Here is a 23,539-nt window from a genome sequence, read left to right on the forward strand (position 1 = left end):
GCCCCTCGACGAAGACGGTGATCCCCCGATGAGCATCCTCTCCACCTTCGACCTGACCGGCCGCACGGCGATCGTCACCGGCGGCTACCGCGGACTCGGCCTCGCCTTCGCGCGCGGTCTCGCCGAGGCCGGGGCAGACATCGTCATCGGCGCCCGCGACGGCGCCGCCTCCCAGCACGCGGCGCGCGACCTCGCCGAGGAGACCGGCCGGCGCACCCTCGGCATCGCCCTGGACGTCACGGATCCGGCGTCGTGCGAAGCGGCCGTCGCGGCGGCCGTGGAGCTCGGCGGGGGTCTCGACGTGCTCGTCAACAACGCCGGAGCCTGCTTCCACGCCCCCGCGCTCGACGTCACCGCGCAGGAGTTGCGCACCGTGCTCGACACGAACGTGGGCGGGGTCTTCGAGATGAGTCGCGCCGCGGCGCGCGCGATGATCCCCGCAGGTCGCGGCTCGATCGTGAACATCGGATCCATGTCCGGGGACATCGTCAACCGTCCCCAGCTGCAGCCGATCTACAACGCCTCCAAGGCCGCGGTCCACCACCTCACGAAGTCGCTCGCGATGGAGTGGGCGGAGCACGGGATCCGCGTGAATGCCGTCGCCCCGGGCTACGTGAAGACCGAGATGGCGCCCGTCGACGACCCCTCCCTGCGTCAGCGCTGGATCGAGGACGCCCCCATGAAGCGCTACGCCATGCCCGAGGAGATCGCCCCGGCGGTTCTCTACTTCGCCTCCGACGCCTCGAGCTTCGCGACCGGCTCCGTGCTCACGGTCGACGGGGGATACACGGTGGTGTGACGCCGGGTGGCTGCCGAGGATCCCGGGGTGCGGGCAGATCTCGCTCGTCGGCCCGCTGATCGCGCGCTAGCGTCGGCCCCTGCGCGTCTCCGACATGTATCCGGCAGCACTGCTCGCGCTCCTCGACGACGTGCAGCGCGCGTTCGTCGAGATGGGAGGTGACGCGCAGGAATGGCCCGATCCTCACCTCGGAGCCGACGGGCGAGACCGCAACCCGTCGGAGGAGGAGTACGAACGCGTCACCGACCAGGACCGTTATCGGATTCTGTGGACCCGCGCCGGTGCCTGGGCGCGCGTGCTCACCGCCCGCGACTGGGCGCAGCAGGAGATCGCCACGGGCGAGGAGCGCGAGCGTTGGCTGGCCGAACCCGGTGGGACTCCGGTGCGCACACGATGGCTGACTCCCCGTCGCCCTGGTGCCCGGGCCCTGGCGCTCGCCGAGACGGAGAGCGAAGAGCGCTTCCCCGGCCTTGAGATCGGCGTCGGGGACCCCGCTGCCGCGACCCGGCTGCTGCCCCAGTGCGGATGCGATGCGTGCGACGACGGATCGGCGGAGTTTCTGAGGCACCTCGACCAGCGGGTGCTCTCCATCGTCGACGGATCCTTCGAGCTCGAGTTCAGCCGGCACGGCTATCGCCAGCGCTCGAGCTTCGGTGCATCGTGCGGCACCGGGGGTCTCCGGCCGCGCGATTCGATGGTGATCTCGACCGGGCCATGGGCGGAGGACTGGACTCCGCTCTCGAAGTGCGGGCCGATCACCTTCGATCCTTCGTCTCACTAGTGGGCGCGAGGAACGGCGTCCCGACGTCATCTCCAGCGTCCGTGTCCCGGGGCGTCCCCTCACGCAGCCGCGCGCCGCGCCCTGCGCTCGGCCTGCCGGTCCGGGTCCGCCACCGGGGCGGCGGCGATCAGGCGCCGGGTGTACTTCTCGCGCGGATCGTGTAGCACCCGGGCGCTGCCGTCCGTCTCTACGAGCGCTCCGGAGCGCATGACCGCCACGCGACCGCACAGCTGGTCGACGACGGCGAGGTCATGCGTGATGAACAGGCACCCGAAGCCCAGGGACTCCTGCAGCTCCCGGAAGACGTCGAGGACCTGCGCCTGCACGGAGACATCGAGGGCGCTCGTGGGTTCGTCCGCGATCAGCAGGGCGGGATCGAGGGCGAGCGCGCGGGCGATCGCGACCCTCTGGCACTGGCCGCCGGAGAGCTGGTGCGGGCGGCGGTGGCGCCAGGAGTCGTCGAGGCCGACGCCCGCGAGCAGCCGTGAGGTGCGCTCCTCGAGCTGCTCGCCCGAGAGCCCGAGGATCTTCACGAGTGGCTCGGTGACGGTCCGCTCCACGGTGTACCGGGGGTTCAGGGAGGAGCGCGGGCTCTGGAACACGACGCCCACGCGCCGGCGCATCGCGCGGCGTTCGACGCGGCCCGCGGTGACCACATCGCGGCCCTCGACGAGGATCGAGCCCTGCGCGACCGGCACCAGGCCGACGATCGCACGGCCGATGGTGGTCTTCCCGCTCCCGGACTCGCCGACCAGGCCCAGGATCTCGCCGGGCGCGACATCCAGGCCGACCCCGTCGACCGCCCGCGACCGGCGCGCGCCGCGTCCGTAGTCGACGCAGAGATCGCGGATCGAGAGCGCTGTCTCCAGGTCACCCGCCGACTCCGCGCGGTCCGCGCCGTCGTGTGAGTCCCCGGTCGCGCCCTGGGACGGGCCCGCGGTCGTCCCCGGGTCCTCGCCCCCGGTCTCGCGATGCGGAGCCGGCTCCCGCCCGGGCCGTTCGTCGATCTCGAGGCGCGGCACGGCCTCCAGCAGAGTGCGCGTGTACTCCTCGCGCGGGGAGCCCAGCACCTCGCGTACGGGCCCCTGCTCGACGACCTTCCCGTCCTTGAGCACGACCACCGCATCGGCGAGGTCGGCCACGACGCCCATGTCGTGGGTGATGAGCAGCACCGCCGTGCCCGTCGACTCCCGCAGGCGGCGCAGCACGTCGAGGACCTCCGCCTGCACGGTGACGTCCAGGGCGGTCGTCGGCTCGTCGGCGATCAGCAGGTCCGGTCGGGAGGCGAGCGCCATCGCGATCATCACGCGCTGGCACTGCCCGCCGGAGAGCTGGTGCGGGTACCTGCGCAGTGCGCCCTCCGGGTCCGGGATGTCGACCTCGCGCAGGAGCTCGAGGCTGCGCTCGCGCACCTCGCGGCGGCTGGTCCCGGGGGCGGCGCGTCGCACCACCTCGGCCAGCTGGAAGCCGATGCTGAAGACCGGGTCGAGCGAGGCCGTGGGGTCCTGGAAGATCACCGAGACCCGTCGGCCCCGCAGCTCGGGCAGAGGACTGGGACCGTCGCCGAGCACCTCCACCAAGCGGTCCTCGCCGCCGCGCACACGGATCGAGCCGGTGATCCGGGCGTCCTCGGGAGCGATGCCGAGGATCGACATCGCGGTCATGGACTTGCCCGAGCCGGACTCGCCGACCACGGCCACGACCTCCGCCTGGTGGACCTCGAAGGACGCCCCGTCGACCGCGAGGACCTCGCCCTCGTCGGTCTCGAAGCGCACCCGGAGATCCGCGATCTCCAGGACCGCCGCGGAGTCCTCGTCGCCGTGCTCCAACGCGTCCGGCCTCGTGCTCATGGTCAGTCCTCTTCCTCGTGGGTGGTCGGGGAGCGCTTCTTCCGGTTCCCGCTGCGGCGCTCGGCCTTGAACGCCTCCCACTCCGCGAGCATCGCCCGGTGATGCCCCTGGAGCCAGGTCATGTAGTCGCGCCCGTTCTCCAGGCGCTCGCGGACGGGGGCGTCCGCCGGGTCGTCGGGATCGGTGGTCGCGAGGCCGCGGGCGATCACGTCGCGCTGGCGGTCGAGGTAGCGGCGCTCGGTCGCGAGCCAGCTGCCCCAGACGTCCGTCTCGGTGCGGAAGTAGTGGCGGCGGTCCCCGGGGATCACGTGCCGCTTGACGAAGCCCGACTCCACCAGGCGCCGGGTGGCCATGGAGATCGCCCCCGAGCTCGCCTGCAGGCCCTGCGCGAGCTGCGCCGAGGAGGTGTGGTCGGCCTGGGTCATCATCAGATAGCCGAGCACGCGGCCGTCGGTGAGCGGGAGCCCTGCGGCGTGGTTCATCATCACGGCGAGGTCCTCGACGAAGCCCTGGCGATCGGCGTCGAGGTACACGTCGTGCTCGGCAGGCTCCTGCGCGTCCTCGGTGCTCCTGCGCGGATCGCTGCGGTCCTCGGCCATGCTCTCTCCTCCATCCGTCCGGGGTCGTCGGCCTTGCGGGGGAGTGCCGCGGGCCGTGCTCCGGATCTTCTCATTCCGCCCGCCCTCATCCGTGGGCCGGTTCGAGCAGGGTTCGCAGGGTCTCCCCGAGCGTGGTCACGGTCAGCACCGTGACCACCAGGAACAGGGAGGGGAAGACCAGCATGTGCGGGGCGGAGAGGAACTGCCCGGTCGCCGCGGAGAGCTGCAGACCCCACGTGATCGCCGGGGCCTGGAGGCCGATGCCCAGGTAGGTGAGAGAGGACTCGGCGACGATCACGCTGCCCACGGTGATGGTGGCGAGCACCAGCAGCGGCGAGAGTGAGGAGGGCAGCACGTACCGGGTGGCGATCCACCAGGGCGAGAGCCCCATCGTGCGTCCCGCGGAGACGAACTCGGAGCGCGCGACGGCGCGGACCGAGCCGCGCACGAGCCGGGCCATCGTCGGCCATCCGAACAGGGCGAGCACGAGGGAGACCGTGAGCACCGAGCGCGTGCCCACGGTGTTCAGCACGACCACCGCGCCCAGCAGGAACGGGAAGCCGAGGAACACGTCGGTCAGGCGCGAGAGCACCGAATCGACCCAGCCCCCGCTCATGCCCGCGACGGTCCCGACCACGATCGCGACGATCCCCGCGAGCGCGGTGGTGAGGGCGGCGACGCCGATCGAGGTGCGCGCCCCGTAGATGACCTGGGCGTAGACGTCGCAGCCCTGGACGTCGAAGCCGAAGGGGTGGCCGGAGGTCGGCGAGGCGCCGCTGCGGGTGAGGTCGCAGAAGCGGGGATCGCCGTGCCCGAAGAGCCCCGCGAACGGGGCCGGGGCGATCGCGATCAGCAGGATGAGCGCGAGCAGGATCGCGGGGACGATCACCCCGGGCCGGCGCAGGGCGGGGGAGAGCACCCGGTGGCGCACGGGGGCGTCGGTGGCGCGGACGAAGCTGGTCATGACGTCGTCCCCCTGGTGCGGATCCGCGGGTCGAGCAGTGCGTGGAGGCCGTCCACGAGCAGGCTGGTGAGCAGGAAGACGAGGATCAGGGCGGTCGAGATGCCGACGATCGTGGCGCCCTCGTGGGAGCGGATCCCCTGGAACAGCAGGTTGCCGATGCCGGGCACGTTGAAGATCCCCTCCACGATGACGGTCCCGCCCATGAGCAGTCCGAGGTCCGTGGCCAGGTACGTCACCGGCGGGATCAGCGAGTTGCGCAGCACGTGCACGCCGATGATCCGTCGGCGCGAGAGGCCGCTCGCCGTGGCCGCGCGGATGTGGTCGGTCGCGAGGGTCTCGATCACCGAGGCCCGGGTGAGGCGGGAGACGGAGGCGAGCCCGAACAGGGCGATGACCAGCGCGGGCAGCAGGAAGGACACGGGCCAGCCCTGAGCGGTGCCCGCCACGGGGAACCAGTGCAGGCGCACCGCGAACACGAGCTGGAGCGAGACGCCGAGCACGAACACGGGGATCGCGGCGACCGTGATCGTCGAGATCAGCACCGCCCGGTCGACGGCCCTCCCGCGGCGCAGCGCGGCGGCGACGCCGAGGGCGATGCCCGCCACGACCTCGATCACCCAGGCGGTGAGCGCGAGGACGATCGTCACCGGCCAGCGCTGCGCCATCTGCTCGCCGACGGACACGCCGTTGAAGTCGGTGCCGAAGTCGCCGTGGAGGAGGCCTCCCAGGTAGCGCAGGTAACGCTGCCAGAGCGGCTCGTCCAGGTGGTAGCGGGCCTGCAGGGTGTGCACGGTCGCGTCGCTCAGCGGACGGTCCCCGCCGAGCGCGCGGATCGGATCGCCGGGCAGCGCGAAGGTCATCACGTAGATGAGGAAGGTGACGCCGAGGAAGACGATCACCAGCGTCCCGATCCGGCGCGCCGCGACCAGCAGCGCGCCTCTCATGACGCGCCGCCGTCGCCGGGGACGGGGAGATCGGCCGACGGCGCGTCCCGCGTCGGCCGCGTCGCGGCCACGTGCGCGGCGCCCGCGATCACCGCCCCGAGCTGCACGCCGACGAGGGTGCGCATCGGGATGGGCGTCGCCTCGGTGGCGGCGTCGGCCAGCCACTCCTCGTACAGGGCGGCCATCCGCTCACGCAGCGCGCGCAGGGGAGCGGGGGCGATGCCCGCCCGGGTCTCGGCCTCGATCGCCTGCAGCAGCATCCCGCCGTAGCGGAGGCGGAAGCAGCGCACCAGGTCCTCGCAGGCGAACTGCTCGGCGACGGTCGCCCGCCGCTCGGCCGGCTCGAGCGGCGCCCGGCGGCGGTCGGTCTCCGCGATCGCCCCGAGCATCGGGACGAACGCCCGGGAGGCCTCGAGGTACGGGGTCCGCAGGCTCAGGTGCCGTTCCGCCTCGTCGAGGATCTGCTGCAGGGCCTCGCCGGAGGCGCCCATCGTCTCGGCGGTGCGCAGCACCAGGTCCCGGTAGGGCTCGGAGGTGGGCGTCTCGTCGCCGGCGTCGGGGTGGGTCCAGTAGGGGAGCTCCGCGACCAGGCACAGCGCGTCGTGGCGCGCGCCCCAGGAGGCCGAGGAGGAGCCGCGGATCTGCGGCGCCGGATCGAGGCCGATCGACTCGAGGTACTCGTAGTACGTGGAGATGTGGTCCATGGCGAACACCGCGGTCGCGAGCGTGCGCAGGTGCGGCGATTCGGGCTCGCCGGTGTCGAGGGACAGGCCGAGCGCGTCGGGGATCGCGTGGAGGTCGGCGATCAGCTCCGGCTCGTCGTGGGAGAGGTAGTAGTAGACCCCGCCCATCTCCCCGTTGTGCAGGGTGACCAGCAGGTCGGGGCGCACGTCGTCGATGAGTCGCATGAGCGCGAGCGTCTCGGGGAGGACCGTGTCGAAGTAGGCGTCCCTGTAGTCGGTGGGGAAGGTCCACTCGACCTGGCTGTCCGGGGCCGGCCGGTAGAAGTGCCGCGAGTAGTGGGAGCGGTCGAAGGGATCGGCGAACCAGTCCTCGTTCAGCCGCATGCCGTCAGGGTCGATGGTCGGAACGATGTGCCACGTGGTCGCGAGCGCCTCCGCGGGGCCGTCGTCCTCGAGCATCATCTCGGCGAGGTGCAGGGCGGTCCACGAGCCGATGGGCTCGTTGGGGTGGACGCCGCCCACGATCACCGCCTGGTGGGGTCCGTCGCCGACGACGAACTCGTGGATCGGCTCGCCCAGCCGGCTGGTCCCGATGCGGCGCCGGCCCACGCGATCCGTGCTGCGCGCGAGGGCCTCGAAGCTCTCGTGCAGCTCGTCGACGGTGGGGAATCCGCTGTGGTCGGGGAGGGTCCGGACCAGATCCAGGATCTGCGGTGCGCGCAGGGGCGCTCCCTCGTGCGGGTCGGTGGCCGGGTGGGACATGCATGCTTCCTCTCGTCGGACGGCCGACGGCTCGTGGGCTGCCTCGGCCGTGGTCTCGGGGCCCGGGCTGCGACGCGGGGTCGGCGGGGTCATCGGACGGTCACCTCCGCGATCGCGACGTCGCCGCGGACGTCGGGCAGGTCGGTGATCTTCTCGCTGGTCACGTAGGAGTACTTGTCGAAGAACGTGGGGACGATGGGGAAGTCCTCGAAGGCGGCGTCCTGGACCTTCGCGTAGTAGTCGGCGGCCTCGTCCTCGTCGTCGGCCCCGCTCGCGCGGGCGAGCAGGGTGTCCACGTCGTCGTCCTGGTAGTAGCCGGTGCAGGGCGCACAGCCCCCGGTGGGGGTGAGCAGGGCGCGCAGGGTCCCCTGCTGGCTCGGGTAGAGGGCGCCCCAGTGGCCGAAGTGGGGTCCGTCGACCGTCTTCTCGACGAGCTCGGTGTTGAAGGAGGCGAAGTCCGTGGTGGGCTTCGCGACGGTCTCGACGCCGAGGTTCTGGCGGATCTGGTTCGCGTACCCCTGGTAGAGGGCGTCGAGGCCGGCGCCTCCGGGGTAGACCAGGGTGATCGTGCCGTCGAAGCCGCCGGCCTCGGCGAGCAGGGCCTTCGCGTCCTCGGGATGGAACTCGCAGTACTTCCCGCACACGCCCTCCTTCGCCCCGATCATGCTGGGCGGCGTGAGGGAGGTGGCCGGTTCGTAGAGCCCGCCGAAGAACGCCTTGTTCACGGCGTCGCGGTCGATCGCCATGGAGATCGCCTCGCGGACGCGGGGGTCGTCGTAGCGCTCGTCCCAGAGGGGGAAGCCGAGGTAGTCGATGCCCGCGGCGTCGTAGGTGTGCAGGCGGTCGCCGAAGTCCGCGGACGCGCTGGTCATCTTCTCCGCGGGCAGGGTGAGCACGTCGGCGCTGCCGGAGAGCACGTCGGTGTAGGCGGTGTTCTGGTCCTGGTAGCTGCGGAAGGTGACGCGCTGCGTCCGGGGCGCCTCGCCCCGGTACCCGTCCCAGGCCTGCACGGTGAACTCGCCGCCGGGCTTCCATGCCCCGGTCATCGCGTAGGGGCCGTTGCCGACGGGCTTGCGGTCGTAGGCGTCGAGGTCGTCGTAGGCGGCCTCGGGCATCGGGAAGAACGCGGTCTGCGAAGAAGTCAGCTGGAGAGGGAAGGAGCTGTCCGCACCCGTGAGCGTCACCGTGAAGGTGTGCTCGCCCGTGACGTGGAGTCCGCTCATCGTCTTCGTCGTCGGCTTCCCGGACTCGGGATTGAGATCCGCGTACCCCGTGATGCCGGCGAGCTGGCCGGAGTCCTCCCAGGCGTGGGGGCCGTAGGCGACGTAGTTCCAGGCCTTCACGTAGCTCTCGGCCGTGACGGGCTCGCCGTTCTGGAAGGTCCAGCCGTCGCGCAGGGTGATGGTCCAGGTGACGTTGTCGTCGCTGGTGACGCTCTTCGCGGCGACCCCGTGCACCGTGCCCTCGTCGTCGACGGACACGAGCGGGGAGAACAGCGCCCGCATCTGGTCGTAGGCGACGGTCTGCCGGCCGGGGGTGAGGTGGTCGGGCTCGCCGGTCGCGAACACGAAGCCGTCGGGGTCGCTGTGCTGCGGCGTGCCCACGGAGCACCCGGTGATCAGCGTGAGCGTCGCGGCCCAAGCGATGAGCGTGAGCGCTGCTCCTCTGCGCATGGTTCCTCCGGTGGGTCGTCCTCGACCGCCGCTCGGGGGCGACGTGGGTCGACCGTATGGGAGCAGTTCTTTCAAGTCTCAGTGAATAGTGAAAGTTTATAGAATCGTGATCTGCTGGAGCGGCGGCGGCGAGCACCTCGTGGGAACGTGTCGGTCATGCGCCACACACCCTCGTACCTGCTGACGGATCCCGACGAGGTGCGCCGCCTGATCCGCGGCAACCCCTGGGCGACGATCGTCTCGCCCGCCTCGGGACTGGTCGCCTCCCACTACCCCTTCCTGCTCGAGGAGCCGGCCGAGGGCGAGGACCCGGGGGACGGGATCAGCCTCGTCAGCCACGTCGGCCGGCCGGACGAGGAGGCCCATGAGCTGGGCCGCCACGAGGTGCTCGTGATCATCCAGGGCCCCCACGGGTACGTCTCGCCGGGCTGGTACCCGCCCGATCAGTTCATCCCGACGTGGAACCACGTCACCGCCCACCTCTGGGGCACGCCCGAGATCCTCTCGGACGAGGAGAACTTCACCGTGCTCTCCCGGCTCGTCGACCACTTCGAGCAGCGCATGCCCCACCCCGTCTCCCTGCAGATCGACGAGGAGAGGGCGAGGGGCATCGCACGCGGGACCGTCGGGATCCGCGTGCGGGTCCGGCGCTTCGACGCCCGCGCCAAGCTCAGCCAGGACAAGGAACCCGCGGTGATCGAGTCCGTGATCCGGGCGCTGCGCGCACCCGGGCCCTACGAGAACCCGGCGCTCGCCGCCGAGATGGTCCGCGAGCACGGGGAGCCGAACTCGCAGCGGTCGGCCCCGCAGGATCCCTCGTCGGATCGGGCTGAGGACTGATGCCGACGCCGACGCTGCTGCAGGAGGTGCGTCGCATCGGGGCCGACGCGGCGCCGGTTGACCTCCGCATCGTCCAGGGGGTCATCGAGGAGATCGCACCGGCCGGCGGGCTCGCGGCGCGCGCCGACGACGAGGTCGTCGCGGCAGGCGGCGCCTGGGTGGGCCCCGGCCTCTGGGACCACCACACGCACATGGACCAGTGGTCCCTCGCGCGGCGCCGCATCGACGTCTCCGCGTGCGCGAGCGCGGCCGAGCTCGTCCGCACCATGGCCGCCGCGGCAGGGAGCGGTGACCGCGACCGGGACCCGGTGCTCATCGGGCACGGCTTCCGAGACGGGGTGTGGCCCGATCGCGCGGAGCGGGCCCTCCTGGACGCCGCCGTGCCCGACCGGCCGGCGGTCGCGATCAGCCACGATCTGCACACGGTCTGGGCGAACGGCCCCGCCCTGGACCTGCTCGCGCGCGGGCTCGGCAGGCCCCTCCCGGAGGACGGGGTGCTGCGGGAGGCCGATGCCTTCGACGCCACCGGGCAGCTGTCCCGGGTGCCCGAGGAGACCCTGGACGGCTGGATCCGCGAGGCCGTCCGGGACGCCGCGCAGCGCGGCGTGGTCGGCGTCGTCGACCTGGAGATGGGCTTCGGCATCGAGGCCTGGCAGCGCCGCATGGCGGCCGGTGCCGATACTCTGCGCGTGCGCTCCGGGATCTATCCCCGCGACCTGGAGCGCGCGCTGCGCGACGGACTGCGGACGGGCGAGGCCGTCGAGGGCACCGAGGGACTGCTCACCGTCGGGCCGTTCAAGCTGGTCCTGGACGGGTCGCTCGGCACCCGCACGGCATGGGTCGAGGACGCCTACGACGCCGACGGCACGGACCACGGACTGCGCGCGCTGCCCGCCGAGGAGGCGCTCGCCCTCACCCGCAGGGCGCACGACGGCGGCTTCGTCCCCGCGCTGCACGCGATCGGCGATCGCGCGGTGGCCCTCGCGCTCGACATCTTCGAGGAGACGGGGGCGCGGGGGAGCATCGAGCACGCGCAGCTCGTGAGCGAGAAGGACCTGCCCCGCTTCGCGGAGCTGGGCGTCGAGGCGAGCGTCCAGCCGGAGCACGCGATGGACGACCGCGATGTCGCCGATCGCCACTGGAACGGACGCACGGGGCGCGCCTTCGCCTTCGGCTCGCTCGTGCAAGCGGGCGCGCGGCTCCGCCTGGGGTCCGACGCCCCCGTCGCCCCGCTCGACCCCTGGATTTCGATGGCGGCGGCGGTGACGCGGGAGCGCGACCGCCGCGAGGCCTGGCATCCCGAGCAGCGGATCCCGCGGGAGATCGCCTGGAGGGCGTCGACCGACGGGCGCAGATCGATCGGCGTCGGGGACACGGCTGACCTCGTGCTCACGGCCGAGGATCCCCTCGCGGTGCCGGCATCGGCGCTGCGGGACATGGAGGTGCTGGGGACGATCCGCGCGGGGGCCTGGACGCACCGCGCGCTCTGAGCCGCGCGGCCGCCTCGGATGTCGGCAGACGGCCCGCGGGTGAGATGCTCGGGTGGACCCGACCCGGCCCCGGCACAGAGGAGACCCCGCACCATGACCCGACCCCGCCTGGGACTGTTCACCCGGCTCCTCGAGGAGGCGGGTCCCGCCGACCGCTACCGCTTCGCGCTCGAGCAGATCGCCCGGGCCGACGAGCTCGGCTTCGCCTCCGCCTGGGTCGCCCAGCACCACTTCGGCGAGCACGAGGGCGGGCTGCCCTCGCCCTTCGTGCTGCTCGCCGCCGCAGCGCAGCGCACGCGCGACATCGCACTGGCCACCGGCGTGCTCACCCTCCCGATCGACGATCCTCTGCGCGCGGCCGAGGACGCCTCCGTGCTCGACGCCCTGAGCGGCGGACGCGTGCAGCTCGGGATCGCCGCCGGCGGCACACCCACGTCGTTCCCCGCCTTCGGCCGCGAACCCGCCCGGCGCCGGGAGCTCTTCGCCGAGCACCTGGACGTGCTGCGGGACGCGCTCGCCGGCCGCGGGATCCGCGGCACCGGGTCCCGGATCTACCCGCCCGCCGGGGACCTCGGCCGGCGCATCTGGCAGGCGACGTTCTCCGTCGACGGCGGCCGACGCGCCGGTGAGGCCGGCGACGGACTGATGCTCTCCCGCACCCAGGTGCGCCCCGAGGACGCCCTCGACCAGCCCCTCCACGAGCTCCAGCTGCCCATCATCGAGGCCTACCGCAGCGCGCTCCCGGAGGGAGCATCCCCGCGGGTCCTCGCCTCGCGCACGGCGCTCGTCGTGGACCCCGAGGACCGCGACCGCGCCCTCGCCCTCGCGGAGCCCGGGCTGCGCGCGCTCGCCGCGGGCCAGAGCGGATTCGACGCCGCCGGGGCGAGCATCGAGGAGCTCGTGACCATCACCGACACCCACGTGGGGACCGTCGAGGAGGTCTGCGAGACGCTCGCGGCCGACGAGACGCTGCCCGCCGCGACCGACGTCTCGTTCCAGGTGCACTCCATCGCCGCGCCCCACGAGATGACCCTGCGCAGCCTCGAGCTGCTGGCTATGGAGGTCGCCCCGCGCCTCGGCCTCGCCACCGGGCCGGAGGCGGCCGCGTCCCTGCGCGCAGGGACCTGATCCCGTCGCCGTCGGGCGAAACTCGCCCCGCCTCGTCGACGTCGCCCACGCCCCGGGACCGGCGCCACGGGATCACGCGTGAGGAAGCAGATGCTCCGCGTCCGGCAGCGGGATGCCGAAGCCGGGCGCGTCGTCGAGGTGCAGCACCCCGTCCACGGGCCGCAGCAGCGCGTCCTCGACGCCCCGCACTGTGCCGGGCACGCCCTCGACGAGCTCGACGTTCCCGCAGCCCGCAGCGAGGTGCGCCGCGTACCGGGTCTTCAGCGGCTGGCCCCACGCGTGCGGTGAGGCCCGGGTCCCGGCGGCCTCGACCTCGGGCATGAGCCGGCGCCAGGGCGTGAGGCCGAAGGACATCACGTCCATGAGCAGCACGTCGATGCTGCCCGCGGCGGCGATAGGCAGCAGCGCCGGCACGTCCGGGGTGGTCTCGCCCTCGGCGATCAGGGTGGCGGGGGAGTGCTCGTCGAGCCAGGCACGCAGCTGTGCGAGGTCGTCGGCGTCGTCGAGGAAGGGCTCCTCGACCCAGTGCAGGCCGACGTCGGCCACCGCGTCGAGATAGCGCAGGAACCCGGGCAGGTCGTAGCCGTCGTTGGCGTCCACGAGAAGCTGCGCCCCGGGCATCGCCTCGCGGACGGCCCGCGTCACGGCGACGTCGCGGGCGTCCCCCTCGGCGCGGGGCATCCAGCGGTTGCCGCGTCCGATCTTGAGCTTCACGTCGCGGTAGCCGAGAGCGGCGTCCGCACGGCACTCCTCGAGGATCCGCGCGATGCCGCGCGGGGAGTGCTGAGGGGCGAGGTCGTCGAAGTACAGCGCGCCGTCGTACACCGGGACGTCGATGGTCCCGCGTCCGCCCAGCAGGGCGTGGACCGGCTGGTCGAGGACGACGCCGAGGAGGTCGTGCAGCGCGATGTCCACCCAGTGGTCCCGGGGATCATGCACGCCGCTCGTGGGGTCGATGAGATCGGAGAGGCGGCGGCCGATCAGAGTGTCGACGTCGCCCGGAGGGCCTTCGAGGAGGCCCCATCCCGTGCGGCCGTTGTCCGTGCGCATCACCACGACGTCGGCCCATGGGCCGTTCCCGTGCTCGCCGAGGCGCGCATTGCGGCCGATCGTGCGGGGGTAACGGGTCTCGAGGCGGTGCAGCTCGACGGAGCGGAGCGTGGGGTCGGCGGTGACCATGGGGTTCCCATCGGAGGGGGCGGCGGTTGGCGGGACCCTCGAACTCATCCTGCCCGATCCAGGGTCCGCCTGATCGTCTCCTGCACCCGCCGGGGCATTCCAGGTCTGTCCACGGCCCGGCGCCCCGCGACCTGGATCGGGATGAACTCTGGCCATTGAAGACTGAAGCCCAGCAGCTGCTCGACGTCGGCGGCCGGGTCGACGTGCAGCCCGGCGGCCTGCTCGTAGTCGTCGAGGAACCACATGGCGGCGTCGGCCGAGAAGAGCACGGCGAGGTTCAGCCGACAGTGCCCCACGTCCAGACCGCGGTCGGCGAGGCCCGCCGTCGGCCAGTCGACGACGGCGCGGATCCGTGGTCGGTCCGTGCCCTCCCACAGCACGTTGAAGTGCTGGAAGTCGCCATGGGAGAGCACTGCGGCCGACGGGTCCGGGGCGCGGGAGGCGAGCTCGTGCGCGTCGCGGGCGAGACCGGCGTCGCCGAGCGCGACGAGCCACGGGTGCTGCGCGTAGGGCATGTACTCGCAGGTCTCGAGCGCCGGCGGGGGCACGGCGTGGATCCGCACGAGCATCTCCGCGAGCCGCCGCACCCATTCCCGCAGTTCCGGCGGATCGAGCTCCACGCGGCCCGGGAGGAACGAGGTCACGGTCGAGGGCAGACCCGACCCGCTGCCGTCGGGATCCGCGGCGAGCAATCGGGGGATGGGAAGCCCCGAGCCGGTCAGCGCCTCGAGCCCGGTCACCTCGCGCCGCACCAGGTCCTGCTCCTCCGGGCCCGTGCTGCGCCAGCGGCGGACCACCAGGTCCTCGCCGCCGGAGGCCGGCCGCAGCTGGAGCATCTGGCCGGTGATCCCGCCGACCAGGGGCCGCACGAGCGCGACCTCGCCGACGAGCGGCTCGAGCCAGCGGCACAGGTCCGGGTCGAGATCGCCCTCGGTGCACTCGGCGCTCACGCGGTGCACGCCCCCGTCGACACGGTCTCCGTCTCGCTGTCGAGCTGCGCGATCACGGGCAGCAGCTCGGCGTTGGTCATCGCGTAGGCGACGTCGTCGTCGGACTCTCCGCGCGCGAAGACCACACCCGCGACACCGCCGTCCGAGTCCAGCAGCGGACCGCCCGAGTTGCCGGGCTCGACCTCCGCGTCCAGCACGTAGATGTCACGGCGCACGCTGCCCTCGCCGTGCGCGTCGTGCACCACGGCGCTGCCCGAGGCGCGCACTGTCGCCGACGACGAGCGGAACGGCCCGCCGTGCGGGTAGCCCTGGATCACGGCCGAGGTGCCGTCGTCCAGCGTGTCGACGAGCTTCAGGGGGGCGGCGTCGACGTCGGCCGCGATCACGGCCAGGTCGTTCTCGACGTCGAAGTGGACCACGCGGCCCTCCCGGGCGGTCTCTCCGGGCAGCTCGACCATCGGATGCTCCACGCCGGCGACCACGTGGGCGTTGGTGACGATGCGATCGGGCGCGATCACGAAGCCGGATCCGGTGGAGATGGTGCCGCAGCCGTTCGTCGGTCCGGAGACGCGCGCGACGGACTGCGCGGCCTGCGTGAGGTCCGCCTGGTCGAGGTCGACGGGGGCCGACGTCGGGACGTCGGCCTCGCTCAGTCCCTCCGGCGGGCTCACGATGGTGGGCATGGGCAGGGCGCCGACGACCTCCGCGCGCAGCTGGGCGAGGGCGTCGTCGACGGGCTCGGGTGTGGCGCGGTCGATCTGCTGCAGGACCCGCGAGGACGCGACCGTGCTGGAGACGCCGGGGATGCCCGCGGAGACAAGTCCTGCGCCGCCGAACATGACCACGACCAGGCCCAGCACGAGCCCGAGCACCCCGCCGAGCAGACGTTCGAGGATGCGCAGGTGGATGCGGTCTGCGCCCCGACGGATCAGTCCGCCGATGCTCGAGCCGATGCCGCAGCCGACCACGAGCAGCAGGAACAGGGCGCCGAGCACGGCGACCGTGCGCCACGGGGGATCCACCGCCGCGGAGACGTGGGGGAGCGCCCAGACCGCGGCCGCGGCGCCGGCCGCGAGCCCCAGCAGGGCGCCGAGAGTCGCCGCGAAGCCCGAGCGCAGTCCGGCCGCGAGCGCGGCCAGCACGATGACGACGGCGACGACATCGACGATCCAGACCATCGGTCCACCTCCTCAGCCGTGCGCGATGCCCCCATGATGCCGGGTGCGCGCGAGGAATGGCTGATCGTCGTCGGGCCCCGGTCGCCGGCCGGCCCCGGGGGCGTGGCGCATCGGACCGCGGGGGAGGGCTGTGACGCGCTTCATCGTCGAAGAAGCACCAGGTCATACGGTGATTCCGGGGGCTCTCAGCGAACTGTGAGGTCCGTCGTCGCGATCTTTGACGAAGAGCAGCAAGATTCAGCGCATGTCCTCCTCTTCCCATGCCTCGGATCGCCCTGCCCTCGATGATCACCACCGGGGCGGAGGCTCCGGACCGGGCGGCGGGCCCGCGCACGGCGACGGCCGTGAGGGTGATTCGGACTCGCAGGTCAAGAAGCTCTCGCCCTCCGGCCTCGTCGCGGGCGGCGCCGCCGCGGCGACCGCCTCGGTGATCGGCGGACAGCTCGGCATCGCCGGGACCGTGCTCGGCGCGGCCCTGACCTCCGTGGTCTCCGCCGCCGCGCTCGCGCTCTACACGGACTCCGTGAACCGCAGCAAGCAAAAACTCAAGCAGGTGCAGGTCAAGGCGCTGAAGCCCGGCGCACGCGCGTCCGCGTCCTCGATCGACGACCTCCCGCACTCCTCGCGCACGAGCCGGCGCGCCGCGCAGCAGGACGCCGCGCCGGGCGCCGCCTCGCTCGGCGCCGACGGCGCGGAGATCCAGCAGGGTGCGAAGAAGTCCAGGGCGCCGAGGATCATCCTGCTCGCGCTCGCGATGGCCGTGATCGGCATCGTCGCGGTGTTCGGCATCCAGAGGGTCGTCGGCACCGAGCTCTCGCCCGGCACCGGCCAGATCCAGCGCTCGGTCACCGGGACCGAGCACGTCTCCACCCGGGACGGCTCCACCTCGAACGACGACTCGACCGGGGACTCCTCGACGACCGACGACTCCGAGAAGGGCGACGGCACCACCGGGGACGACTCGGACGACTCCTCGGGCTGGAACCCCTTCGGCGGCGACGACTCCTCGGGCTCCGGGAGCACCGACGGGGACAGCGGCGACTCCGGGAAGTCGGGCTCGGGCAGCTCCGGCGGGTCCGGCAGCTCGGGGGACTCCGGCGACAGCGGTTCCGGGAGCAGCGGCTCGGGAACGGGCAGCGGTTCCGGGAGCAGCGGCTCCGGGGGCAGTGGCTCGGGATCGGGCTCAGGCTCCGGGTCGGGCAGCGGCTCGGGCTCCGGAGGGTCCGGCGCGCAGGGCGGTTCCGGCACCGGTCAGTGACGCGGGGCTCGCGCCCCGACATCGCCAGGAGCTCGGCGACGGCCATGCGAGCCGCGCCGATCTCAGCGACGGTGCCGGTGCCACCACAGCGCGGCCTGCACGCGCGACTCCACCTGCAGCTTGGTGAGCAGGTGCGTGATGTGGGTCTTCACGGTCGTCACCTCGACCACGAGGTCCCGCGCGATCCGCTGGTTCGACAGCCCCTGGGCGAGCAGGCGCAGCACCTCCTCCTCGCGTCGCGTGAGCTCGACCCCCGGTGCGCTAGGCGTCGGGCGCTGCTCGTTGCTCGTCGTCGGGGCCACGGCGGCCGACGGGCTCATCAGGCCCGACGGGCCCGCCGGGGTCGACGAGGCCTCCGTCGGTCCGCTCCGCAGGGCTGCGACCACGGCCCGGGTCGCGGCGGGCGAGAGGACGGCGTCACCGCTGGCCACGGCGTGCACGGCCTCGAGAATCCTGCGCGGCTCCTCCGTCTTCACGAGGTAGCCGTCGGCCCCGGCCGCGAGCGCGCCCAGCACATACGAGTCGAGGTCGAAGGCGGAGATCACGAGCACCCGCGCACCGGCCTCGCGCAGCGCCGGCGTGATCTCGATGCCGGTCGCCCCGGGCATGCGCACGTCGGTCAGCGCCACGTCCGGGCGCTGGGCCCGTGCATGCCGCACGGCGGCGTCGCCGTCGGCCGCCTGAGCGACGACCTCGGTGCTCGGATCGGCCTCCAGCAGGGCGACGAGCCCCGCGCGCACCGCCGGGTGGTCGTCGGCCACGAGCACGCGGGTCGGCGTCTCCGGCTCCTCGCGGGCGGGGGATGAAGTGGGGGCGTCGGACATCAGGAGACCTCCGTCGTGAGCGGGGAGTGGTCCCGTATCGGGACCCGGACCTCGACGCGCCAGGTCCTCGGGTCGGTGGCGTCGGGTCCGGCGCTGAGGGATCCGCCGACGGCGAGGGCGCGCGAGCGCATCGTCGTGAGGCCGAGCCCCGGGGAGTCGTCGGCGCGGACATGGCCGGGGACGAACGCGTTGGTGCAGATCAGGCGGGCGGCGTCGTCGTCCGCGATGACATGAAGCCGGCGCGGCGCCCGGCCGTGGACGAGGGCGTTCGCGACGGCCTCCGCGCCGATCCGCAGCAGCGCTGCCCGCAGCGTCGGATCCACGCGCGACGGATCCTCGACCGCCGGGTCGACCTGCACGAGACTGCCCCCGTCAGCCCCGTCAGCCCCGTCAGCCCCGTCAGCCCCGTCAGCCCCGTCAGCCCCGTCAGCCCCGTCAGCCCCGTCAGCCCCGTCAGCCCGGTCAGCCCCGACGCCGCCGACCGCCGTGTTCGCCCCCGCATCGAGTCGCGCCGCGAGCGCATCCCAGCTGAGCGTCACCTCGGGCTGGACCGCGCTCTCGTCGGTGAGCATGGTGATCACCGAGCGCAGGTCCCGCAGCGCCGCCTGTGCCGAGTCCCGGGTGGTGACGAGGGAGCGCTCGCGCGCGTCCGCCGAGGGCAGCTGCGCCGCGAGCCCGGCGTGCAGCGTGACCGCGCTGAGATGCCCGGACAGCACGTCGTGCAGGTCCTGGGCCAGGCGGCGCCGCTCGGTCTCCACCGCCCGCTCTGCCCGCTCGGCGGCGAGCTCCTGCTCGGCCGAGGCGAGACGCTCCGCCGTCGCCCGCGCCAGATGCAGGTGTCGCACCTCCCAGCCCCAGGCGAGAGGAGTCCCGACGACCACGACGATCAGCAGCAGCCCCACGATGATTGACGGGCGTGGCTGCGGCCAGGTGGAGGTCACCGCGATCATCGCGATCGAGATCGCGGCCCCGGCGCCGCTCGTCACGCGCGCCAGGCGCCGGGACCCGTAGGCCACCGGCGACCACAGCGCCTCGAAGAGCAGCACGTAGCCGCCGATCGTGGAACCGCCCAGCACCTCCGCGCAGGAGAGGGTGCCCGTCACGACCAGGGTCACCGCCGGCGCCCGGTGCCGCAGCGCCGTCGCGAGTGCCGCGGGCACGAGCAGCGCGATCGACGCTCCGTTCGACCACAGCGGCCCCTGCGCCAGCAGACCCTGGGCGCCGATCCCGAGGCCACCGATGCTGCCGAGCACCACCACGACGACCACGTAGAGCGCCGCGACGAGCACATCGCGGCGCGGCAGCCACGGTGCGTGCTCGGGCTCGGAATCCATGACCATGAGGCTAGACGGCGCGGCGAGGGCCGGCACCGGTGATCGAGGGGTCCAGCACCAAGGGATGACGCACCGGTCCCGCGGGACCGGAAGCCTGGAACCCATGGAAGCTCTGACCCACGCCTCGGGCCCGCTCGGACTGGTGGTGCTCGCCCTCGTCGACTCGACGTCCGTGGGCACCCTCGTGATCCCCGCGATGCTGCTCGTCCTCGGACAGGGCGGAGCACGGCGCGTGGCCGCTCGCACCGTGCTGTACCTCCTGGTCATCGGGGGTTTCTACCTCGCGCTCGGAATGGTCCTGCTGGCCGGGCTGCTGCCGCTCATGCAGTCCGCCCAGGGACTGCTCGAGACACCCGCGGTCGCTGTTGTCCTGGCGGCGATCGGCGCCGGCCTGCTCGCCTGGTCCTTCCGCCTCGACCCGAAGGCGATCCGCAAGCGCGGCGGGGACCCCGAGGCGTCCGCGCGCCGCTGGTCCGAGCGTGTGCGGGAGTCGGCAGGGAAGCCACGGGCCCTCGTCAGCCTCGCCCTGCTCGCCGGCATCATCGAGGCGGCGTCGATGCTCCCGTACCTCGCAGCGATGGGGATCATCGGTCAGATGGGGCTCGGGTTCGCGCCCGGCGCGCTGGTGCTGGTCGGCTACTGCGCCGTGATGATCCTGCCCGGGCTCGTGCTCGCGGGCGTGCGGGCGCTCGCCGGCGCCCACGCCGACCGTCTGCTCCAGCGCCTGCACGACTGGGCGATCCGCAGCGCCGCCGAGACGCTCTCGTGGGTGGTCGGGATCGTCGGCGTCATCCTCCTGCTGCGGAACCTGGGGACGGTGCTGGACGTGCTCGGCATCGGATGAAGCGGTGCGGCGAGGACCTCCCGCGGGTGTGAATCATGCCACCCCGCCGTGAACGATCACGAGGTCGCGGACCTGCGGAAGCTCTGCGCGCCACCGATGCGGAACTCCGGGCTCTGTGCGGCGCCCCACAAATAGTCGCCGAGCGCTAATGTGGGCCTCGACTTCGCAAGGAAGAGGAGTATCCATGAGACCGCTCGTGCCACGCCGCACGGCCCTCGCCGGGGGCGCTGCAGCCCTCGCCGCGGGCCTCGCGGCATGTGCCCCCACCGGCGCCGGGAAGGTGAACGCGGAAGCGGTCATCCCTCCGTCGGACGGGCCCGTCACCCTGACCTACTGGGCCTGGCTGAAGGACCTCCAGAAGGTCGCCGACAAGTTCAACGCCTCCCAGGACCGCATCACCGTCAACGCCACCTGGATCCCGGGCGGCGACAGCGGCGGCTACGCCAAGCTGCTGAGCGCCGTCGCCGCCGGCGGCGGCCCCGACATCGCCCAGGTCGAGCTGCGCGCCGTCCCCGAGTTCGCCCTCGCCGGCGCGCTCACGGAGCTCGGCCGCTACGGCTTCGCCGACGACGAGAAGTCCTTCGACCCCGGAGCCTTCGCGCAGATCAAGGTCGGCGACTCCCTGTGGGCCGTCCCGCAGGACACGGGCCCCGGCGCGATGTTCTTCAACAAGGACGTCTTCGAGGGAGAGCTGGGACTGACCCCGCCGAAGACCTGGGACGAGTTCCGCACGGCGGCCGAGGAGGTCTCCAAGGCGGGCAAGACGATCATGACGCTTGACCCGGGCGACGGCTCCGTCCTCACCTTCTGGGCCATGCAGCGCGGGTCGATCTGGTTCGAGCCCCAGGACGACACCTGGGTGCTGAACATGGCCGACGATCCCACCATGGAGATGGCCGACTTCTGGGACGGCATCTTCGCCGACAAGCTCGTCTCCACCGGCTACGGCCCCTTCTCGACCCCGTGGTACGCCGCGGCGGGATCCGGGGACGTGCTCTCCTACATCGGCGGCTCCTGGGGCGACGCCCTCATCGAGACCGTCCCCGGCGGCAAGGGCAAGTGGGCCGTGGCCGACATGCCCCGCTGGAAGGACGGGTACGCCTCGGGCGGGCTCGGCGGCTCCTCGGCCGCCGTCCTGTCCACGAGCGAGCACCCGGCCGAGGCCCTCGAGTTCCTGCGCTGGATGTGCACCGATCCCGACGGGATCGACGCCATGATCAAGAATTCGGGCATCGGCTGGTCCCCGGCCGCCGACTACATCGGCAAGACCCGCGAGAAGCCCAGCGAGTTCTTCTCCGGCCAGAACTACAACGTCGATGTCATCGAGCCGATGGCCAAGGGCCAGAACCTCGACTGGACCTGGGCTCCCCTCATGCAGCGCATCAACGCGCGACTGGGCGACGGGATGCTCGACGTCGTCGGCGGCTCCAGCACCTTCACCAAGATGCTGCCGCAGGCCCAGGACGACATCGCCGAGATCATGCGCAAGATCGGCCTGAAGGTGGAGATCGCCAAATGAGAAGCAAGAGCGCTCCCTGGGTGCTGATGGCACCCTTCCTGCTGCTGTTCCTGTTCACCATGGTGCTGCCGATCATCATCGCGATCGTGCAGTCCTTCATGACCGTGCAGCGCACGGGACTGGTCGGCGAGGACGGCGCCGTCAGCCGCTTCGCGGGCCTGGAGAACTACCTCGCGGCGCTGACCAACCAGAACTTCACCGACTCGATCCTGCGGATGCTGCTGTTCGGCGTCGTGCAGGTGACCGTCATGATCGTGGCCTCCACGATCCTCGCGCTGCTCCTGGAGAGCGCGAGCGCGCGGTGGCCGGGCCTGTTCCGCGCCGCCTTCTTCCTGCCCTACGGCATCCCCGGCGTGATCGCGACGATCCTGTGGTCCTTCCTCTACGTCCCGGGTCTCAGCCCGATCGTGGACGCGCTGAGCTGGGTCGGCATCGACGTCGACTTCCTGGGCCCGAACATGGTGCTGTGGTCGATCGCGAACATCGTGACCTGGACCTACACCGGCTACAACATGCTCATCATCATCGCCCAGCTGAAGGCGATCCCCGGTGACATCTACGAGGCCGCGAAGATCGACGGGGCCGGGCCGCTGCGCGTGGTCACCTCGATCCAGCTGCCCCTGATCCGCCCGGCGCTGATGCTCACGATCATCTTCTCGATCATCGGCACCCTGCAGCTGTTCGCCGAGCCACAGGTGCTCTCCACCATGAGCTCGGGCATCAACTCGGAGTACACGCCGAACCTGTCCGCCTACGCCTACGCGTTCCAGTACAACGACCTGGGCATGGCCTCGGCGGAGGCGGTCATCATCGCTCTCGCCGCGTTCATCCTCTCGGCCGGCGCGCTGGGCATCTCCAACCGTCTGGGGAGGAAGTCATGAGCACCTCGACGCAGACGCAGGGATCGTCCGCGCACTCGACCGGGGGAGCGGGCACGACGCCCGCGACCTCGACGCGCACGAAGTCCGGCAAGGCGGCCCGCGAGTCCCGCACCGCCGGCACCAAGCCGACCACCACCATCATCGTCACCGCGATCCTGGTGATCGTCGCGCTGTACTTCCTGGTGCCCGTGTACTGGGTGATCGTCAACGCCACGAAGTCCACCGAGGACCTCTTCGGCACCAACGGCTTCTGGCTGGGCAAGAGCTTCCAGCTGTTCTCGAACCTGGGCGATGTGCTCACCGCCAACGGCGGCGCGTTCCCGCGCTGGGCGCTGAACTCGCTGCTGTACTCCGGGGTGGGCGCGGTCTTCGCGTGCTACTTCGCGGTCGCCGCCGGGTACGCCCTGGCCAAGTTCGAGTTCCCCGGCCGCAACGCGATCTTCGCGTTCGTGCTGGGCGGCGTGCTGGTGCCCGGCACAGCGACCGCGCTTCCGCTGTTCCTCGTTTTCAGCAAGATCGGGCTCACCAACACCTACTGGTCGGTGCTGATCCCGTCGCTGCTGAGCCCCTTCGGACTGTTCCTCGCCCGCATCTACGCGAGCGCGGCCATTCCCGACGAGGTCCTCGAGGCCGCCCGCATGGACGGTGCGAGCGAGATGCGGATCTTCCACACCATCGTGCTGCGCCAGCTGGTGCCGGCGATCGTGACCATCCTGCTGTTCCAGTTCGTCGCGATCTGGAACAACTACTTCCTGCCGCTGGTCATGCTGGCCGACGAGAAGCTCTACCCGATCACCCTGGGCCTGAACAACTGGCGGGCCCAGACCGATCGTCTGCCGGAGTTCTACCAGCTCACCGTGGGCGGCGCGCTGCTCTCGGTGATCCCGCTGGCGATCCTCATCATCGTGCTGCAGCGCTTCTGGCGCGGCGGCCTCACCGAGGGCTCCGTCAAGGGCTGACGCCCGGCGCCTTCCGCGCGGCGCCGCCGTGGCGCCGCCGTGGCGCCGCTGCACCCCAAGATGTGAGGGTGGCGAGCCAAGAGTGTCCACTCTTGGCTCG

21 protein-coding genes are annotated in these 23,539 nt (G+C 72.2%); 10 read left to right on the forward strand and 11 right to left on the reverse strand.

Annotated features, from left to right (window positions below; translation table 11 throughout):
• Nucleotides 1-28: 28 nt before the first annotated feature.
• Both ACFQ53_RS05750 and ACFQ53_RS05755 read left to right on the forward strand, forming a co-directional pair.
• Nucleotides 29-799, forward strand: a complete 771-nt coding sequence (locus ACFQ53_RS05750) for a glucose 1-dehydrogenase (RefSeq protein ID WP_377856632.1) — start codon at nt 29-31, stop codon at nt 797-799.
• A 94-nt stretch (nt 800-893) separates the two neighbouring features.
• A complete protein-coding gene (locus ACFQ53_RS05755) occupies nt 894-1,580 on the forward strand; it encodes a DUF6226 family protein (protein WP_377856635.1) in 687 nt (228 codons plus the stop codon).
• A gap of 59 nt (nt 1,581-1,639) precedes the next feature.
• On the opposite strand, the gene ACFQ53_RS05760 is transcribed toward ACFQ53_RS05755, so the two are convergent.
• The 6 genes from ACFQ53_RS05760 to ACFQ53_RS05785 all read right to left on the reverse strand — a co-directional run bounded on the left by ACFQ53_RS05760 (nt 1,640) and on the right by ACFQ53_RS05785 (nt 9,055).
• A complete protein-coding gene (locus tag ACFQ53_RS05760) occupies nt 1,640-3,430 on the reverse strand; it encodes a dipeptide ABC transporter ATP-binding protein (protein WP_377856638.1) in 1,791 nt (596 codons plus the stop codon).
• Nucleotides 3,431-3,432: 2 nt separating this feature from the next.
• On the reverse strand, nt 3,433-4,029 hold the full coding sequence (locus ACFQ53_RS05765; RefSeq protein WP_152351349.1) for a GbsR/MarR family transcriptional regulator: 597 nt from the start codon (nt 4,027-4,029) through the stop codon (nt 3,433-3,435).
• Between the two features lie 85 nt (nt 4,030-4,114).
• Nucleotides 4,115-4,993 (reverse strand): ABC transporter permease, encoded by an 879-nt coding sequence (locus tag ACFQ53_RS05770; protein ID WP_377856642.1) that lies wholly within the window; start codon nt 4,991-4,993, stop codon nt 4,115-4,117.
• Nucleotides 4,990-5,937: an ABC transporter permease gene (locus ACFQ53_RS05775; protein WP_377856645.1), complete on the reverse strand. Its 948-nt coding sequence runs from the start codon at nt 5,935-5,937 to the stop codon at nt 4,990-4,992. Before ACFQ53_RS05775 ends, ACFQ53_RS05770 begins: the two co-directional genes overlap by 4 nt.
• Entirely contained in the window at nt 5,934-7,382 is a 1,449-nt protein-coding gene (locus tag ACFQ53_RS05780) for a M14 family zinc carboxypeptidase (protein ID WP_377856648.1), read from the reverse strand. The genes ACFQ53_RS05775 and ACFQ53_RS05780 overlap by 4 nt, the downstream gene beginning before the upstream one ends.
• Before the next feature lie 89 nt (nt 7,383-7,471).
• Nucleotides 7,472-9,055: an ABC transporter substrate-binding protein gene (locus ACFQ53_RS05785; protein WP_377856651.1), complete on the reverse strand. Its 1,584-nt coding sequence runs from the start codon at nt 9,053-9,055 to the stop codon at nt 7,472-7,474.
• 156 nt (nt 9,056-9,211) lie between these two features.
• Here ACFQ53_RS05785 and ACFQ53_RS05790 point away from each other — a divergent pair, with 156 nt between their 5' ends.
• The 3 genes from ACFQ53_RS05790 (at nt 9,212) to ACFQ53_RS05800 (ending at nt 12,513) form a co-directional block, all read left to right on the forward strand.
• Nucleotides 9,212-9,895 (forward strand): FMN-binding negative transcriptional regulator, encoded by a 684-nt coding sequence (locus ACFQ53_RS05790; RefSeq protein WP_377856654.1) that lies wholly within the window; start codon nt 9,212-9,214, stop codon nt 9,893-9,895.
• Nucleotides 9,895-11,385, forward strand: coding sequence for an amidohydrolase family protein (locus ACFQ53_RS05795; RefSeq protein ID WP_377856657.1), 1,491 nt, complete (start codon nt 9,895-9,897; stop codon nt 11,383-11,385). Before ACFQ53_RS05790 ends, ACFQ53_RS05795 begins: the two co-directional genes overlap by 1 nt.
• A gap of 93 nt (nt 11,386-11,478) precedes the next feature.
• Entirely contained in the window at nt 11,479-12,513 is a 1,035-nt protein-coding gene (locus ACFQ53_RS05800; RefSeq protein WP_377856660.1) for a putative FMN-dependent luciferase-like monooxygenase, read from the forward strand.
• 72 nt (nt 12,514-12,585) lie between these two features.
• Here ACFQ53_RS05800 and ACFQ53_RS05805 read toward each other — a convergent pair whose 3' ends face one another.
• Genes ACFQ53_RS05805 through ACFQ53_RS05815 form a run of 3 tightly spaced genes read right to left on the reverse strand, consistent with a single transcriptional unit; the run spans nt 12,586 to nt 15,820 of the window.
• The gene (locus tag ACFQ53_RS05805) at nt 12,586-13,692 is read right to left on the reverse strand and encodes an enolase C-terminal domain-like protein (RefSeq protein WP_377856663.1); all 1,107 of its coding nucleotides are present in this window, start codon (nt 13,690-13,692) and stop codon (nt 12,586-12,588) included.
• Between the two features lie 44 nt (nt 13,693-13,736).
• Nucleotides 13,737-14,651 carry a phosphotransferase family protein gene (locus ACFQ53_RS05810; protein ID WP_377856666.1) on the reverse strand — a complete coding sequence of 305 codons (915 nt, stop codon included), beginning with the start codon at nt 14,649-14,651 and terminating at the stop codon, nt 13,737-13,739.
• On the reverse strand, nt 14,639-15,820 hold the full coding sequence (locus ACFQ53_RS05815) for a MarP family serine protease (protein WP_377856670.1): 1,182 nt from the start codon (nt 15,818-15,820) through the stop codon (nt 14,639-14,641). The genes ACFQ53_RS05810 and ACFQ53_RS05815 overlap by 13 nt, the downstream gene beginning before the upstream one ends.
• Before the next feature lie 244 nt (nt 15,821-16,064).
• On the opposite strand from ACFQ53_RS05815, the gene ACFQ53_RS05820 reads away from it, so the two are divergent.
• Nucleotides 16,065-17,078 carry a hypothetical protein gene (locus tag ACFQ53_RS05820; RefSeq protein ID WP_377856673.1) on the forward strand — a complete coding sequence of 338 codons (1,014 nt, stop codon included), beginning with the start codon at nt 16,065-16,067 and terminating at the stop codon, nt 17,076-17,078.
• 62 nt (nt 17,079-17,140) lie between these two features.
• On the opposite strand, the gene ACFQ53_RS05825 is transcribed toward ACFQ53_RS05820, so the two are convergent.
• Both ACFQ53_RS05825 and ACFQ53_RS05830 read right to left on the reverse strand, forming a co-directional pair.
• Nucleotides 17,141-17,902 (reverse strand): response regulator, encoded by a 762-nt coding sequence (locus ACFQ53_RS05825; RefSeq protein WP_377856676.1) that lies wholly within the window; start codon nt 17,900-17,902, stop codon nt 17,141-17,143.
• Nucleotides 17,902-19,236 carry a sensor histidine kinase gene (locus ACFQ53_RS05830; protein ID WP_377856680.1) on the reverse strand — a complete coding sequence of 445 codons (1,335 nt, stop codon included), beginning with the start codon at nt 19,234-19,236 and terminating at the stop codon, nt 17,902-17,904. Before ACFQ53_RS05830 ends, ACFQ53_RS05825 begins: the two co-directional genes overlap by 1 nt.
• Nucleotides 19,237-19,339: 103 nt before the next feature.
• Here ACFQ53_RS05830 and ACFQ53_RS05835 point away from each other — a divergent pair, with 103 nt between their 5' ends.
• The 4 genes from ACFQ53_RS05835 to ACFQ53_RS05850 all read left to right on the forward strand — a co-directional run bounded on the left by ACFQ53_RS05835 (nt 19,340) and on the right by ACFQ53_RS05850 (nt 23,439).
• Nucleotides 19,340-20,080 carry a GAP family protein gene (locus ACFQ53_RS05835; RefSeq protein ID WP_377856684.1) on the forward strand — a complete coding sequence of 247 codons (741 nt, stop codon included), beginning with the start codon at nt 19,340-19,342 and terminating at the stop codon, nt 20,078-20,080.
• A 184-nt stretch (nt 20,081-20,264) separates the two neighbouring features.
• Nucleotides 20,265-21,599, forward strand: a complete 1,335-nt coding sequence (locus ACFQ53_RS05840; protein WP_377856687.1) for an ABC transporter substrate-binding protein — start codon at nt 20,265-20,267, stop codon at nt 21,597-21,599.
• A complete protein-coding gene (locus ACFQ53_RS05845; protein WP_377856690.1) occupies nt 21,596-22,480 on the forward strand; it encodes a carbohydrate ABC transporter permease in 885 nt (294 codons plus the stop codon). The genes ACFQ53_RS05840 and ACFQ53_RS05845 overlap by 4 nt, the downstream gene beginning before the upstream one ends.
• Nucleotides 22,477-23,439, forward strand: coding sequence for a carbohydrate ABC transporter permease (locus ACFQ53_RS05850; protein WP_377856693.1), 963 nt, complete (start codon nt 22,477-22,479; stop codon nt 23,437-23,439). Before ACFQ53_RS05845 ends, ACFQ53_RS05850 begins: the two co-directional genes overlap by 4 nt.
• Nucleotides 23,440-23,539: the final 100 nt, after the last annotated feature.

Origin of the sequence: Brachybacterium sp. NPDC056505, assembly GCF_042794925.1 — a bacterium.
In the GTDB taxonomy this organism is placed as follows: domain Bacteria; phylum Actinomycetota; class Actinomycetes; order Actinomycetales; family Dermabacteraceae; genus Brachybacterium; species Brachybacterium kimchii.

Bases quoted from the DNA above. Each gene is read 5' to 3' on its own strand.
- ACFQ53_RS05750 (WP_377856632.1), top strand. From the start codon at position 29: ATGAGCATCCTCTCCACCTTCGACCTGACCGGCCGCACGGCGATCGTC.
- ACFQ53_RS05755 (WP_377856635.1), top strand. From the start codon at position 894: ATGTATCCGGCAGCACTGCTCGCGCTCCTCGACGACGTGCAGCGCGCG.
- ACFQ53_RS05760 (WP_377856638.1), bottom strand. From the start codon at position 3,430: ATGAGCACGAGGCCGGACGCGTTGGAGCACGGCGACGAGGACTCCGCG.
- ACFQ53_RS05765 (WP_152351349.1), bottom strand. From the start codon at position 4,029: ATGGCCGAGGACCGCAGCGATCCGCGCAGGAGCACCGAGGACGCGCAG.
- ACFQ53_RS05770 (WP_377856642.1), bottom strand. From the start codon at position 4,993: ATGACCAGCTTCGTCCGCGCCACCGACGCCCCCGTGCGCCACCGGGTG.
- ACFQ53_RS05775 (WP_377856645.1), bottom strand. From the start codon at position 5,937: ATGAGAGGCGCGCTGCTGGTCGCGGCGCGCCGGATCGGGACGCTGGTG.
- ACFQ53_RS05780 (WP_377856648.1), bottom strand. From the start codon at position 7,382: ATGTCCCACCCGGCCACCGACCCGCACGAGGGAGCGCCCCTGCGCGCA.
- ACFQ53_RS05785 (WP_377856651.1), bottom strand. From the start codon at position 9,055: ATGCGCAGAGGAGCAGCGCTCACGCTCATCGCTTGGGCCGCGACGCTC.
- ACFQ53_RS05790 (WP_377856654.1), top strand. From the start codon at position 9,212: ATGCGCCACACACCCTCGTACCTGCTGACGGATCCCGACGAGGTGCGC.
- ACFQ53_RS05795 (WP_377856657.1), top strand. From the start codon at position 9,895: ATGCCGACGCCGACGCTGCTGCAGGAGGTGCGTCGCATCGGGGCCGAC.
- ACFQ53_RS05800 (WP_377856660.1), top strand. From the start codon at position 11,479: ATGACCCGACCCCGCCTGGGACTGTTCACCCGGCTCCTCGAGGAGGCG.
- ACFQ53_RS05805 (WP_377856663.1), bottom strand. From the start codon at position 13,692: ATGGTCACCGCCGACCCCACGCTCCGCTCCGTCGAGCTGCACCGCCTC.
- ACFQ53_RS05815 (WP_377856670.1), bottom strand. From the start codon at position 15,820: ATGGTCTGGATCGTCGATGTCGTCGCCGTCGTCATCGTGCTGGCCGCG.
- ACFQ53_RS05820 (WP_377856673.1), top strand. From the start codon at position 16,065: ATGTCCTCCTCTTCCCATGCCTCGGATCGCCCTGCCCTCGATGATCAC.
- ACFQ53_RS05825 (WP_377856676.1), bottom strand. From the start codon at position 17,902: ATGTCCGACGCCCCCACTTCATCCCCCGCCCGCGAGGAGCCGGAGACG.
- ACFQ53_RS05830 (WP_377856680.1), bottom strand. From the start codon at position 19,236: ATGGATTCCGAGCCCGAGCACGCACCGTGGCTGCCGCGCCGCGATGTG.
- ACFQ53_RS05835 (WP_377856684.1), top strand. From the start codon at position 19,340: ATGGAAGCTCTGACCCACGCCTCGGGCCCGCTCGGACTGGTGGTGCTC.
- ACFQ53_RS05840 (WP_377856687.1), top strand. From the start codon at position 20,265: ATGAGACCGCTCGTGCCACGCCGCACGGCCCTCGCCGGGGGCGCTGCA.
- ACFQ53_RS05845 (WP_377856690.1), top strand. From the start codon at position 21,596: ATGAGAAGCAAGAGCGCTCCCTGGGTGCTGATGGCACCCTTCCTGCTG.
- ACFQ53_RS05850 (WP_377856693.1), top strand. From the start codon at position 22,477: ATGAGCACCTCGACGCAGACGCAGGGATCGTCCGCGCACTCGACCGGG.